The organism is Nostoc sp. (genome assembly GCF_036917775.1).
In the GTDB taxonomy this organism is placed as follows: Bacteria; Cyanobacteriota; Cyanobacteriia; order Cyanobacteriales; family Nostocaceae; genus Nostoc.
On record NZ_JBALEQ010000156.1, the window covers coordinates 29,492 to 44,069 of the forward strand.

Here is a 14,578-nt window from a genome sequence, read left to right on the forward strand (position 1 = left end):
CAGTTTTGCCTTAGAAAAAAGTCAAAAGAAGATTTTGAAATTAAAGAAAACAGAATTTAGATATGAAGATAATCCAGAATTCAATGATTTGCTAGATGAAGAGTTTCCCTTAGACGGAAAGCTACTTTATAGCCAAGCATTATATAAACTGTACTATGAAGATTATGAGATCCGGCTACAAACCTTCCTTGATGAACAAGCATTGTTAGACGAAGAGTAGGGCATTACGGATAAATCTATTTGTGTAAAATAAAGTGCAGCAGAGATTTTTCTATATGAAAGTGTGCGAGTCATCCAATCCAGGAGTTTCCCCACAATGATCGCAGCCAAAGATAACGCCCCCCACCTCACCCCAGACGAGTACTTTGCCTGGGAAACAACCCAACTAGAAAAGCACGAGTATATCAACGGCGAAGTTTACGCCATGAGCGGCGGCAGTGTCAATCACGGTCGTATCGCTATCCGCTTCACCGCCATGTTCGACAGCCACTTAGAAAATACAGGTTGCATCACCGGAAATTCTGATGTCAAAGTCAATATCTTTGGCAGTAATAACTATACCTACCCAGATGCCAGCGTTACCTGCGATGATCGCGATAAAACCACCACCCAATATATTACCTACCCCTGCTTAATCGTCGAAGTCCTCTCCGCAAGCACCGAAGCCTACGATCGCGGTGGCAAATTCCGAATGTACCGCCAAAACCCAGCTTTAATCGATTACCTACTAGTCAGTTCTACCAGCATCGAAATCGACCTTTATCACAAAAACGACGCAGGCGACTGGTTGATTATCAACTACAAAGTAGGCGATAAAATCGAACTCAAAAGCATTAACCTCAATTTCCCCATTGAACAAGTCTATCGCGGTTTAACCCTCACCCCAGAAACCCCAACAGACATCATTAGGGAATAGGTAGTAGGTAAATAAAGCTCTTTGTCAGGGGCAGACTGTAATTCCTTTTTGGTGCGATCGCTCGCATTCACGAAGTGTTACACCAGAGCAAAAAACCTTATCCGAACCGTATTGACTTGTGTTCTGAACGAAAGCCCTCGTGTTCTGAACGAAAGCCCTCGTGTTCTGAACGAAAGCCCTCGTGTTCTGAACGAAAGTCCTCGTGTTCTGAACGAAAGCCCTCGTGTTCTGAACGAAAGCACTTGTGTTCTGAACGAAAGCACTTGTGTTCTGAACGAAAGCACTTGTGTTTTGCACGAAAGTACTTGTTTCTGAATGAAAGTCTTGATAATGTTGGGTTGAGGAACAAAACCCAACCTACGCCTACGCCTGAACAATAATTAATGTATAAACAACTCAGCATCAACTTGGAAAAATTCACCTAATGCTTTCGCTTGTGCTTTACTAATCTGTTGCTTACCGTTGAAAATTTCAGACACAACACTACTCGAACCGATTACACCGATTAAATCAGTTTGTTTTAAATTTCGAGCTTCGATTAAATGGAGAAGCATTGATAATGGGGTTGTCTCACCCATCGGGTATTTTTCATCTTCATATTTTTCTATTAAAGCAATCAACAAGTTATATAAAGCCGATTCTTCAGATGTTCGATTTGTTCGGTGTGCTAGTTCTTCGGCTATGATTATTGCTTGTTCGTTTTCTGTGTCATTTGTGATTACTTTTGGTTGATACTTAGCTAGTAAAAGGGCGTAAGTCTCTGGATTAAAAGTAAGGGTCATTTTTCCACTTCTCTTTATCATATTCGGCGTGAGTTAAAATATATTTTACAAAAATTGTCTGGTCAGTATATATGATATCTACTACGAGGCGATATGTATTGCCCTTGATATTAAAAACTGTAAAATTACTTACTGATTCTGCCGTATTATATACTGTTTGAACCTCGATTAAATTAGTCCATTTTGCTTTACTAGCAAATTTGTACCAATTATTTAAAGCTTCGTAGGAATCAGGGTGTGCTTCCCAAAATTCCCGAAGTTTTTTACGACTAATTATGTGCATCCTAATTCAGTTATTATAAAATGATGAAATATCAATGTATTGTATTTGTTCAGGGGAGTTTTTTTACTAATACTCTGTTCATTTACTTTTGCTATTTTTGATAATGTAGTAATTTGCCACCCCTCTGGAATACCATCAACTACCTTCACCGACTCGTAGCCAGGGAAGCGCGATCGCACAAACCATTCCTTATACAGCAGGTGGATGGACTCTTCCAGCAGTGCTATTCGGCGGTTGTTGTTGTCGATGAAGCGATCGTAGGTTGAGAGAATGTCAGCTATGCGTTGTTGAGTTGCAAGTGGGGGAAGGGGAACTTCAATACTTAGAATTCTATTTGGTGCAGTATGCTTTACTTTTATTCCTGTTGCTGTAGCTATTATAGAATTACGAACTGCGCGTGTATTGAAAAGGTAGTATAGGAAATTCTTACTTAACGTTTTCTCATTAAGATTAACTATCAATCCTAACCGTTGATTATGCAGATATTTATCATCATTAGGTACTATAGCCGAACTACCAAGTAATCCTTCTCCTTGCTCAATCATCGCAACAATTAAATCACCTTTTTTTAAGATAAATTCGACTGGATGATCAACCGAGTAATACTTTTCATTCTTACGCTCCTTAAAACCTCCTTCTTCATAAAAGTTGCCAGGAGTCAGAACAATGTATCGTCCAGAATTAGCAAAATATTCGCCTTTAAAAGCATATCCATGCTTAATTTCAAAGTGATTACTTAGCCGACTTTTAGACCAACTCATCCAAATAAATCCTCAAAATTCGCCGCAATACTCGCCGCAGTCAATTCTTGAATTCCCGCTTCCAACTCAGACAAAGTAGCGCGGAAAGTCTCTATATTCTGATTGGCGATATCTTCAGCAACTAATCCCTCAACTTCGGGTAAATCCTTTAATAAAGGAAGCGAAGCCCCAAGACGATCGCTAAAAGTCTGCAACAATTGCGTCAACTTAACTAACGGTGACTCTAACTGTGTCAACACACCTGCAATAGTCGCTGCTTCTTGGCGCGTCTTATTTAAATATTCCCCCACCAACCCTAAATAACGTTCCTGCTGACCGCGATACAACCAAGCGATCGCAGTGATATTCTGGAGTTGTTCTTCACTAAAATCACGGATTTTGCGCGTCACTACCCGGGAAACATTCCGCGCATCAATCATCAACACCTTGTCTTGGCGTTCTGCTGGTTTTCCCTTGTCAAAAAACCACAAAGTACAAGGTAGCGATTTTGTGTAAAAAAAGTTCGTCCCAATCGAGATAATCATATCCACCGCTTGAGTAGCGATTAACTCCTCTCGAATCTCCTTTTCCACATGCCCCACATCCGATGCCGAACTCGCCATCACAAACCCGGCTCTACCTCGCTCATTTAAATAGCTGTAAAAATACTGAATCCAGAGGTAATTTGCATTGCTGACTGCTTTAGTTTTCGCAGCAATTCCCGGTATCTTTTTTTCAGTAAAGTTTACATATTAACTGTTTTGACAACCAGAGAATCTGTTATTTTTTCCCCTAGCCCAAACAAATATACTTAGCACGTTTAATTCCGCGATCGGAATTTTTTAACCTAAAAGGGCAGAGTAAGTTGGCTTCTTTCTCTACACCTGGAAAATTGGAAGCATAACTTTGCCGCCCCCTATTGGAACCATAAGCTTGCCGTTGCGGCAAAGTTATGGGTAAAGTCACAATTTATGTGATTTCAAGTATATCTTTGCCGCTCGTTAAAGCATAACCTTGCCGCAGACAAACCGGAAATGCTAATTCTTTTGTAAGCCTGCTTCCACCTAAAAACAACGCTTTCAAGCATAATATTGCCGACATTGAAATTTTAAAGCGTAAGATTGCCGAAATTTGAACGCTCTGGTATCATGGCTATTCTGCCAAGTGCAACAGTGCTACTGGCAAATAATTTGCCAATTATGCCAGAGTTTCCTTCGTCTGATGAGTTAGTAAAAATACTTGACCGTATCCTTGATGGTAGTCGAAATGATAACGATATCAATTTACTAAGGCACTGTCTGAGTACAGTTAATGGTACAAGTCAGGTACAGTTAGCAAATTACATTGTTAACCTTCCTGAAGGAAATAATATTCATATTGGCGATCGCATCACCTACCAAGGTATCGACGAAGAAACAAAGACAATTCTTCGCCAGTTACAAAAATTTCTCCAGGAAAACCAAGTTTCTATTTCGTCTAATTTTTCTCCTCAAACCCCAACTAAAAAGTTTTTAGTCAACACTAATTCACATAAGCAAGTTAGCCCACCACCCTCAGAGCTTAATATTTTCGAGTTTGAAGTTGTAACTGTAGATCATAAAGGAAAAGAAACAAAGCGTTACCGTACACAAGCTGAGTATTTTGTAGAAGATTTAGGAAATAGTGTTGTACTGGAAATAGTTTCCATTCCAGGTGGTAATTTTCCAATGGGTGCATCACGAGAGGAAGAAGCATCACAAGAAAATGAACGTCCTCAACATTTAGTTAATATAAAACCCTTCTTTATGGGTAGATATCCTGTTACCCAAAGACAGTGGAGAGCTATTGCAAACCTCCCAAAAATAAACCACCTCAAACCTGACCCATCCTGTTTTAACGGCGATAATTTACCTGTAGAACGAGTTTCTTGGTACGATGCACTAGAGTTTTGTGAGCGACTGTCGCAGGAAACAGGAAGGCAATATCGCTTACCCAGTGAAGCTGAGTGGGAATATGCTTGTAGTGCTAGAACTTCAATGCCATTCCATTTTGGTCAAATAATTACAGATAAATTAGCCAATTATTGCGGTAAAAATGACAATATAAATAGCATTAATCGCCAATGTACAACAGAAGTTGGTAGTTTTCCAGCTAATACTTTTGGCTTATACGATATGCACGGTAATGTTTGGGAGTGGTGTGCTGATTATGAACACGATGACTATCAAGACGCACCATTAGATGGCAGTGCATGGGTAGATGATGGAAATGAAGAATATAGAATTTTGCGTGGTGGTTCTTGGGGTCATCCTGCAAATTTATGTCGTTCTACATCTCGCTTTTCTGAAGCTGCAACCACAAAGGACAAGCAAATTGGATTCCGGGTTGTCTGCTCTTTGATCTAAAAATTTTTGACTATTGTGAAATTAATTGATAAATTTTTGCTTTTATACTCTCAATAGACGATAAATCAGAAAATTGTACACTTGTTTCTTGGCGAATTTGAGGTTTAATATTTAACGATGTCCTGCCACATTGCGCTCTGTAAGGGTGAGAAAGCCAATTCCAAGTTCCTATAATAGCCAGTTTCGTATCACGTACCAAAATTCTTTCATTTGTTCCTCTACTTTCTATATGTTTTCCTTCTCCTAAGCGAATTAATTGTGAACCTGGATATTGTGAGAATAAATGTCTCAGCTTATTCTCAATTGTGGGATCATTATTATCATTCTCCTCGTTACCTTTATTTCCGTAAACTAATGTTACTTTAACTCTTCTTTCTAAAACTGAAACAACCTCTTTACCAAACAGTTTTGATTCACTTCCCCTAATCCAAGGCGTGACAATTATCAATTCTTCCTCTGCTTGGTCGATAGCTTCTCTAAAAATTCTTAAATGATCGCAATCATAAACCGGAATAGTACCAGGTTCTGCTTTAGGAATTTCTGCTGCTGTTTTATACTCTAATATAACTCCATACTCTCGAATATGTTCAACAAGTTGCCGAGTCAGGTTTCCTTTTTCTAGTCTGTAAAGATTACCAACTAAAATAAATAATTCTTTAGCTCTTGATACAGCAACATTTAAAAGATTTGGTCGTTTGTTAATCCAGTAAACATTATCTTGCGGTTGACATACTTTTGTAGATAGGATAATGACTTTTTTCTCAGAACCTTGAAAAGTGTGAACTGTGCCAACAGATTTTGAGTCTAATTGAGAGAATTTTTTTGTTAATTTTTCTCTCAAGGCAGCAGCATGAACTTTAAAAGGTGAAATAACACCTATATCTTCTACTGAGTAACCTTGTTTAACTAAATGCTCAATTATCTCACATACAGCAGTAACTTCTTCCTCATTAACATTATTGCGAATCTTACCTTCAACATCATAAGCAATTAAGTGTGACTCTACTAAAGAATTCACTGGTTCTGTTTTGATTTCTAAATCATAGTCAGCAATAGCATTGCAATATTGAATAATACTAGGCTGACAACGGTAATGTTCTTTCAAAATAATTCCTTTACCTTTATCTTCTCCTTCTCCACTTGCTCCAGCAGCGCGGTGATAAGCCGTAGCACTATACTCTTCTTCTGGACTATAACGATGGTAATCAATGTCAGTTAATCCTCTATTAATAAACGCTGTTTGGCGATAATCTTCGCGTCTTTGATCGCTCAAAGTAATAATAGGTTCAATTTGTAGAGGATCACCAACAATGATAGCTTTACGCGATCGCACTAATAACGCAAAAGCCTTATGCTGGTCAATCATTCCCGCTTCGTCTATGATTGTGCGGTCAACACATTCCTCAATCAAAGGAATCATTTTGCGGATTGAAAGTAATGTGCAAGTGATTACCGGAAAAATCAAGCTGAGGTTTTTAATATGCTCATCTAGGTTTTCCGCAATCTTATATTTCGACTTCCAATCTCCTGAAATAAGACTACAATAAATTTCTAGAGTTGGTTTGATGTTATGTTTGTTGTAGAGTGCTTGTTGAATAAGAAAATCACGTGATACCTTAAATAGGTCTTTTTGCTTGTCATGGAATTTCTGGTGAAATGAGGTATAAAAATTTTCTGGTGGATTAGCCAAGCTAATCTCTAATAACTGGAATTCCTTAAAAGCGTCTTCCCTTTGCTGATTTATCTGGTCTCTGTCTTTATATTTTTCCTGTAATCTTTTTTGTACATTTTTTAACTCACCTGCTTCATTTATTCTTTCTCTAACTAAGCCTGCTTTTTGAATTAAATCAGCGCGATTGGTAGGTTGTTCTATAGGGAAAATAGTTGTAGATGTTTGTTCTATAGCTGATTTACAAGCTGAATTTAGCTCACGCAAAATACGTTCTTCCGTTTTCCCAGTTAGCCAACGCCAAAAGCGAACCCACCAATTTAATCTGCTTTCAGATAGAAGTGATTCAGCCTTGTTAAAATGCTTTTCTATGATGTTATACGCTTGTATTGGTAGTTGATTGTACTGTGATAAATGTCTGGCTCGTTGCTGAAAAGGAATTAAGGTTGAGAGAATTTCGTCTAAATTCTGTTGCAGCGTTTGAATCTGTTGTGAAAGATGTTTATATCTTTGTTTATCTAAATCCCACTTTTGGCTTAATTTTAAATATCTAGACTCTTCTGCTAATAATTCCTCTTTAATCTGTTGAATTTTTCGTTTTAATAAATTATTTAGTTGCTCATCAAATTGATTCTTTTGTAAAAAATCAATAGCTTGCCGTAATTTTGCAATAGCTCCATTGGCTGATTCAATATTATCTTTATTTCCACCTTTGAGATAAAATAACTCATCTTGAAAAAAATCATCTAGCTTTTCAATGACGTTATCAACTGCTTTATTATTCGTGCTACTAACTACCGTTAGGTTATTGATATTCTGACCAATTTCAATTAAATTGAGTGCGCGTTTAACTACCTGTTGAGCAATAACATGAAGAATCAGAGTAGTTTTACCCGAACCAGGTGGGCCTTGTACAGCTGTTATCGGTTCACTTTGAGCGTGTTTGAGTGCTTTTGATTGTGAATTAGTCGGTGCGTGAGTTGGGAAAACTCCCATGTAGATAACTTCTTCTTTTTCAGACTTAGGTTCACCAAACAAGTATTCAAAAGCAGGATGTCCTTTTGAGCAATTTTTCGAGCCTGATTTAATCTCTTTTAAGTCTTGCCGGAGATTATAATTATATGCAGCCCCTGTAAACTCAAATAAATAAGGCTGACGTTGAATTTGTTCACGAGAGCGACGGGGAATAACAACCTGTTCCATCCAATTCTGATAGCTATCAAATGTTAGCTTAAAAGTAGTTTCCAGAAAACTTCGTAGCCCATCTTGAGTAATCAATTTTTCACACTGTTCATCATCCAATCCCAGAAAGGTGGCTAAGTTGTCTCCAGCTTCTATTAGTATTAAACTATCTAAGTTCCACCCTTGTGCTTGATACTCCCCCTTGAGGATAGATGTAACGTCTAAGCTAAACAGAGGACAAAGATAAGATTTTCCCTTTTCTACATCTAAAACTTGGGGAAATGATAAAACCCATACTGCCTCTTGTATGGTATTTTGGCTTTGCTTAACTTTTTGCTGTAATTCTGAAAACGTGGCTTGCTCAATTAATAAATGGTCACGTACTAGCTTTACACCACGCTGTTTGACTTTATCGCTGTTGGTTTCAACCCTGGCTTTACTGTATTCATCTAAATTAATGTAGTCTAACCAAGCGTTGAGAATAGCATCTACCTTACTAGCTACGTTCAAAACTACCTCCAAGTTGCTGTACTGGCTTTAGCGTTGCATTATCCCTTTACTTAGATGCTAAGGTAATTTGTTACACAAAAAATGTTTAAACTTATACAATTTGGTTAAAATGCTTAAATCAGCAAGCAATGTTTACAACGGGCTACGCCTACGCACCTTTGAGCTAAAATCAAACTACTCATCGATTAACTTTCTGGCACTGCCATGAGCATCTCTCAGCCACCGAAACTATCCTGTCTGCTAACAAAGCTACCCATTGATGGTGCAGTGCGGATTGATTCAGAGGAAGGTATTCCAGTTTTTCGGGCATCCAGCACTGTCCAAAGTCGCATTGAAGAACTATTGGCAAAACAGCAAGCAACTTCACTGAGTACAGAAGAAGAACAAGAACTTGATTGCTACGAAGAAATTGATGATTATTTAAGCTTTGTCAATCGTACAATTCGTAATTTATCCCTTGCGTCAACTCAGTCAGCATCGTAAATTGTGTCCTCTCGTAGTAAAATCCCTGAAGCCACCCAAAAGCAGGTACGTCAATGCGCCAAGTACCTATGTGAGTATTGCCATGCCTCTGAACAATGGCAGTATGTACAGTTCACGGTAGACCATGTTATACCCTTGTCATTAGGTGGAACAGATAATTTAGAAAATCTGGCGTTAGCTTGCTTTCACTGCAATCGCAGAAAGACAAATCGCCTAACAGCAACTGATCCTCTATCTGGAGAAGAAGTTTCATTATTTAATCCACGACAGTGTAACTGGAGTGAGCATTTTATTTGGTCTGCCGATGGACTGTTAATTGAGGGTTTGACAGCTACAGGACGAGCGACAGTCACCGCATTAACTTTGAACCGGGAAAGGGTAATCAATATTCGTGAAGCTGATAAAGAAATTGGTCGGCATCCACCAATGGATGATCCAATACAAGCAAAATTTGAGCAAGGCGGATAGGAAATAGCTTTACAGATGCTTTCGTTTCTGCTTGTTATACTACAGATGAGGGTAATGTGCATCACATTGTAGGTAAAATCACTTTGCAATCTGGGTGGTGGATCGCCATCCATGTATAAAGTTAAATCTCAATTTCTTATCGGTGAACTTGATCTTCACGAAGGTGTAACCTCATAAATGTGATGCTCAACCCTCTTTTAATTTTGATTAAAACTTAATTTGTTTATTACTTTATTTGAACAAAAGTAGTAAATGAAATTGAAAAAAGGTAAACAAATGTCAGTTAATCAAGGTGAGTCTTCTGACGACAGCTATGAAATTGATGAAGACATAGAGCAACAACTAAATAGGTGGTGGCGGGAAGCAAACGATTTAGAAAATGATTATTGGTATCGCCAAAAACAATTACAAGGTAAAAATACGAGAAATAAACAAGGAAAGGAGAAATTATTAGAGAAATATTGTTTACCTCAATGTAACTCTTTCAGAGAAATATCGAAGTTAATAAATGTTGATTTAGCAGATTTACGATTATTAGTTTTTTCGCCTAAGCAAGATGCAGCCACAAAGCACCATTATATTTGTTTTTCTATCCCGAAAAAGACAGGTGGAGAAAGAATAATTTCTGCCCCAACTCAAAATTTAAAGAATGTACAGTATTGGATTCTAAAAAACGTTTTAAAAAAGCTTGAGCCTTCTCTTCATGATGCTGCTCACGGTTTTCGTAACAGCGAAATAATAAAAGAAAAACATAAAATAAATATAAAATTTTTCATAACACAAGTTTTAAATACAAAATATATCAGTATCTTTTATAAATTTAGATTGATATTGAAATTAATAATCTATGCAATTGCTTTGCCTGAACTAATTCAGTATCCAAAATTTGGTAAACGCCGCTCAATTGTAACGAATGCAGAGCCTCATGTCGGGGCAGATGTAATTATTAATGTAGATATTAAAGACTTTTTTCATTCTATCTCTTATAGACGTGTAAAAGGTCTTTTTAGGTCTTTTGGATATTCAGAGTCAGCATCAACAATCTTTGCGTTACTTTGTACTGTCACATTTGTAAATCATCGTAGTTATCTACCGCAGGGTGCGCCAACTAGCCCTATGATTACGAATCTAATATGTCGCCGTCTCGATCGAAGATTGACTCAGATGACTGAACGTTTTGGATTTCGTTATACGCGCTATGCTGATGACTTAACCTTTTCTGCGTCTAATGAGAGTGTATGCAATATAGGAAAAGTTTTAAGGCATACAGAGGGGATTGTAAAGCATGAAGGGTTTGAAATTAATAGAGATAAAACCCGAATTATGCGTAAATCTAATAGATTAGAGGTTACTGGGATTGTAGTCAACAGCAAACCTAGTATTTCGAGAGAGAAGTTGAAACGTTTTCGTGCAACTCTTTATCAAATTGAGAAAGATGGTTTAGAAGGTAAGTTCTGGGGTAACTCAACAGATGTTATGTCTTCAATTCAAGGTTTTGCAAATTTTGTTTACATGGTTGACCCCCAAAAAGGAGCTAAATTTCGAGACCAGATAGGTATTATAAAAGAAAAATATAAATGTTGATTACTAAGGTTAAATAAAAATTTTTAAAATTTTTATTATGCTATGGTGTATCAATAAATTTGTCTTTTCGTGGGTAAAGTGGAATTAATTTATCATGCTCTTGGGTCATACTAACTCTAACTGCTAGTATTCTTGCCAACGTGTAAATATCAGGATCATCAAGGTCTATTGTAAAAGACTGCACAAGACTTTTTAGAACCTTTGAAGTACCAATATGTTTGAGTGCTGCTATAGCTTCTTGTTGGACTGCTGCATCTGGATGGCTTAGAGCTTGGATTAAAGCTGTAATCGATTTAGAACATCGAATTTTTCCCAAAGCTGCTGCTGCTCGTCCTCTAACATCACTATTTGGATCAACAAGCGATATAATTAAGAATTTAACCGCTTCAGGACTACCTATTTCTCCCAATGCTGTTGCTGCCCTACATCTTATGCTGTTGTCTGAAGGATCTAGCTTGCTGATTATGTCTGAAAATAAGAGTACAGAATCAGATTTTTTTAAATTAGAAAAATAAATTTTTTTTAAAATTAGCCTAATGATATGTATATTCCACTGTATTTTTCCGAGAATTGCAGCAGCAAGCATTTTGAAATAGTTATCTGGAGACGTTAATGCTGAAATTAAGGCTTTTGTAGCTCTCGGATCGCCAATTTTTTCTAAAGCTAATACTGCTTGTTCTCTAACTGAATTATCTTTATCTTGGATTTTACTCGCCAATGCCATGACTGCTGTAGGATGAGAGATTCGACCTAATGCGATCGCCACATATTTTCTAACTGTAGCATCCGGATCATCTAAAGCAAGTATTAACGCTTTAACTGCATGAGGATGGCGAATCTTACCCAAGGCAACAGCAATCCATCGTCTAACATAACTGTCAGAATCATTAAGACTATCAATTAAGCTCTCAACTACTTCTACATTCTTATAGTGCTTCAATTCTTGAGCAGACCATTTAATTTTTCCAAATGCTGCTGCAACCCACTTTTTATCTTCATGCTTTTTTGTTTAAGAGCATGAATTAAACACTCAATCACCTCTGGAGTGCTGATTTCTGCCAAAGCTGCAAAAGCTTCTCTTCTGACATCATTATCTGAATGGTTGAGATAGCCAATTAAAATTTTCACAGATTGAGAATTGCCAATTTCTCCAAGAGCAGTGACAGCATGCCATCGGATGTCCCTATCCTGGTCTTCGATAAATTGAGTAAGTAACTCAATTGCTTGGGGTATATTCGTCTTACCCAGAGCCATTATCACTTCCCTTTTAATGTTAGATGAATTATTGGCAACTTGTTTTAATGTTTCAAAAGCTTGTAAACTGTTAATTTTTATTAAAGCTATAGCAGCTTCCACTCTGACTTTATCATCTAAATCATGAATGGCTCTATTCAATATATTTATTGCTTTTGCATTACCAATCTGCCCTAAAGAAATAATGGCTTTTTTCCTGACTTCAACACACCGTAAATCAATTTCTTTAATTGCCTGGTTAATTATTTCCTGAGTATCAGTCTTCCTTAACTCTTGAATTATTTTTTGAGTTAATACATTGTATATTTCATCATCATAATAATGTTGATTATCTAGAAAAATCCCTAGTGAATCATTTCTGATTTCTAATATTGTTGATAACCATTGTTTAAATTTATCTTCTAATGGTTCTAATACTTGTATTAAGCAATCAACTACATCATTATCACCAATCTCTCCAAATAGAACTATAGTTTCTTTCATAAAAATACTATGTAAAAAACTAGAGCATTCTAGTAACAAATTAATAATGTTGAAATTATGGATTCTATAGAAATCATTTATATAATATTCTCTATATTCGTAATTAATGCAACATTGTATAACATAATCTTGAAATTTCCATATAAATATTTGAAAACTTAATTTATTTATATATTTGAGGTATTTTTTAAGTATTTTTATGATTATTTTGGGACTTTGATTTATTTTAAAAGATGTAAAAATTGCTTTTATTACATTAGGATTATTTTCATTTATTGCTTGTATAACGCAAGCTTTGATTGCTGTTTCTTCTTCAATACATCCTAAACTTAAAGCACTCCAAAACCTGACAGAAATATCCTTATCATTAATGGTTTCCCTAAAAGCTTCTACAACTTGTGAATTAGCTGTTTTTTCTAAGATTTTTACTGCCTCACATCTGACCTCTGACGAATTGTGCTTTAATGCTATATTTAATAATTTTTCTTGCATTATGTTGTTTGTATAAGCAATTCTTTCGACAACTACAGTAATAAAAAATATATATGGACGAGATTGCCATAGTTCATAAATTTCTTCAAGAATTTTTTGCATGAAGGGATAAGATTGCTCCTTGCATTCGGCAATACATTCACCTGATAGCAGTAGAAGACTATGAAAAATATCGTCTTTTTCTAGAGAGATAGCTTTGAGTAGAGGAATTGGATTATCTAATAATCCTGCTAATAGGCTTAATGTCTCATGCCATTCATATTTATACAAGTTTGTTTTTACTAGAGAAATACCTCTGTTAATGTCTGTTTCAATTAAATGCTTTAAGTGCAAAGCTGTGAAGTATTCTTGGAATGTTCGATGCACAAAAAGATATTTTTTGTTATCCCGGCTCAAGTTTTGCAATATGCCATCTTGTTGAGATAATTCTGCTATGAGTTGGGAAGTATTTTTATTTATAAAATCTGTTGATATAGAGGGATTTTTAAGATATTTTTCGATTTTGATGCGGAGGTCTTGTATCGTAAATATATCTTTCCTCTCACAGCTAAATTGATAGGCAATTTCTCCTAATAAATCTTGTTTGGCTGCTATCCAACTACTATCAGGTATTTGCCTACTGTTATCACTACACCAATTTCCCAGCATATAATCCACTACCATTTCATATACCTGGCAACGTCGTGTAGGAAGCTGGACACCTGTTTCTTGGTACAAACTACAAATCAACGATAACAACAGTGGATTTTGGGCTAAACTGCGAATTTGAGGTTTTTTGTACAACTCCCGCATCAGTTCTGATACAGTATTGCTATTGTTAAACCATTTTTTGATATACTGCCCCGTCTTTTGCAGGTCAAACGGAACAATTTCCACTTCTTTTACCCCATTTATAAGCGTCCCACTGTGGTAGCCTACTATTCGGGAAGTGCCAATAATCTGACCAGGATAATTGTTAGCAAAACGATTCAGTTTTTGTGATAGATAAATACGCTGTTCTGCTAAAACTTCATCAAGTCCATCTAATAGCAAGAGACATTGCCCCAGTTTCAACTTTTGCTGCAATAGTACTAAATTTATTGGTGCTGTATTGGGATAATCGCGCTGTATAATTCGAGAAATACTGTCAAAAACTTCTTCATCTTTAGGACTATCGGCTAAATCTGCAAGCTTTAAATATAGTGGAAATACAATATCTTCTATGTTCTGCCCATTTTCTATTTCCTGACGTGCTTGCTCGGCATTAGATATTGTGTAACCGTTCACACGATAAGAAACGCTACAGTCAAAAATGGGTTACTGAGGTGGTAGATTAAGAGGCATGGATGAAAACTGCCTCGCCTACGGA

General features: G+C 36.6%; 14 protein-coding genes. 6 read left to right on the forward strand and 8 right to left on the reverse strand.

All coding sequences use genetic code 11. From position 1 onward, the window contains the following. The first annotated feature begins 34 nt into the window (after nt 1–34). Together V7K69_RS31490 and V7K69_RS31495 are read left to right on the forward strand one after the other, a co-directional pair. Entirely contained in the window at nt 35–220 is a 186-nt protein-coding gene (locus V7K69_RS31490) for a hypothetical protein (RefSeq protein WP_335041969.1), read from the forward strand. Between the two features lie 96 nt (nt 221–316). After that, nucleotides 317–916: a Uma2 family endonuclease gene (locus tag V7K69_RS31495; protein ID WP_335041971.1), complete on the forward strand. Its 600-nt coding sequence runs from the start codon at nt 317–319 to the stop codon at nt 914–916. Nucleotides 917–1,296: 380 nt separating this feature from the next. Here V7K69_RS31495 and V7K69_RS31500 read toward each other — a convergent pair whose 3' ends face one another. From V7K69_RS31500 to V7K69_RS31520, 5 genes are all read right to left on the reverse strand, one after another. After that, nucleotides 1,297–1,698, reverse strand: coding sequence for a helix-turn-helix domain-containing protein (locus V7K69_RS31500; RefSeq protein WP_335041973.1), 402 nt, complete (start codon nt 1,696–1,698; stop codon nt 1,297–1,299). After that, complete coding sequence (locus V7K69_RS31505) at nt 1,682–1,981, reverse strand: type II toxin-antitoxin system HigB family toxin (protein WP_335041976.1); 300 nt, start codon at nt 1,979–1,981, stop codon at nt 1,682–1,684. Before V7K69_RS31505 ends, V7K69_RS31500 begins: the two co-directional genes overlap by 17 nt. Next, nucleotides 1,972–2,742, reverse strand: a complete 771-nt coding sequence (locus V7K69_RS31510; RefSeq protein WP_335041978.1) for a restriction endonuclease subunit S — start codon at nt 2,740–2,742, stop codon at nt 1,972–1,974. The genes V7K69_RS31505 and V7K69_RS31510 overlap by 10 nt, the downstream gene beginning before the upstream one ends. Then, entirely contained in the window at nt 2,739–3,449 is a 711-nt protein-coding gene (locus tag V7K69_RS31515; protein ID WP_335041997.1) for an HsdM family class I SAM-dependent methyltransferase, read from the reverse strand. Before V7K69_RS31515 ends, V7K69_RS31510 begins: the two co-directional genes overlap by 4 nt. 64 nt (nt 3,450–3,513) lie before the next feature. Then, nucleotides 3,514–3,687 carry a hypothetical protein gene (locus tag V7K69_RS31520; protein WP_335041980.1) on the reverse strand — a complete coding sequence of 58 codons (174 nt, stop codon included), beginning with the start codon at nt 3,685–3,687 and terminating at the stop codon, nt 3,514–3,516. A gap of 182 nt (nt 3,688–3,869) precedes the next feature. Here V7K69_RS31520 and V7K69_RS31525 point away from each other — a divergent pair, with 182 nt between their 5' ends. Continuing rightward, nucleotides 3,870–5,105 carry an SUMF1/EgtB/PvdO family nonheme iron enzyme gene (locus tag V7K69_RS31525; RefSeq protein WP_335041982.1) on the forward strand — a complete coding sequence of 412 codons (1,236 nt, stop codon included), beginning with the start codon at nt 3,870–3,872 and terminating at the stop codon, nt 5,103–5,105. Nucleotides 5,106–5,115: 10 nt separating this feature from the next. On the opposite strand, the gene V7K69_RS31530 is transcribed toward V7K69_RS31525, so the two are convergent. Beyond that, entirely contained in the window at nt 5,116–8,466 is a 3,351-nt protein-coding gene (locus V7K69_RS31530) for an AAA domain-containing protein (RefSeq protein ID WP_335041985.1), read from the reverse strand. 204 nt (nt 8,467–8,670) lie between these two features. On the opposite strand from V7K69_RS31530, the gene V7K69_RS31535 reads away from it, so the two are divergent. From V7K69_RS31535 to V7K69_RS31545, 3 genes are all read left to right on the forward strand, one after another. Continuing rightward, nucleotides 8,671–8,949: a hypothetical protein gene (locus tag V7K69_RS31535; RefSeq protein WP_335041987.1), complete on the forward strand. Its 279-nt coding sequence runs from the start codon at nt 8,671–8,673 to the stop codon at nt 8,947–8,949. Between the two features lie 3 nt (nt 8,950–8,952). Next, entirely contained in the window at nt 8,953–9,417 is a 465-nt protein-coding gene (locus V7K69_RS31540) for an HNH endonuclease (RefSeq protein WP_335041989.1), read from the forward strand. Between the two features lie 252 nt (nt 9,418–9,669). Then, nucleotides 9,670–11,001 carry a reverse transcriptase family protein gene (locus V7K69_RS31545; RefSeq protein WP_335041991.1) on the forward strand — a complete coding sequence of 444 codons (1,332 nt, stop codon included), beginning with the start codon at nt 9,670–9,672 and terminating at the stop codon, nt 10,999–11,001. A gap of 40 nt (nt 11,002–11,041) precedes the next feature. Here V7K69_RS31545 and V7K69_RS31550 read toward each other — a convergent pair whose 3' ends face one another. Both V7K69_RS31550 and V7K69_RS31555 read right to left on the reverse strand, forming a co-directional pair. After that, nucleotides 11,042–11,941, reverse strand: coding sequence for a HEAT repeat domain-containing protein (locus V7K69_RS31550; protein ID WP_335041993.1), 900 nt, complete (start codon nt 11,939–11,941; stop codon nt 11,042–11,044). Beyond that, nucleotides 11,938–14,496, reverse strand: coding sequence for a HEAT repeat domain-containing protein (locus tag V7K69_RS31555; protein WP_335041995.1), 2,559 nt, complete (start codon nt 14,494–14,496; stop codon nt 11,938–11,940). The genes V7K69_RS31550 and V7K69_RS31555 overlap by 4 nt, the downstream gene beginning before the upstream one ends. Nucleotides 14,497–14,578: the final 82 nt, after the last annotated feature.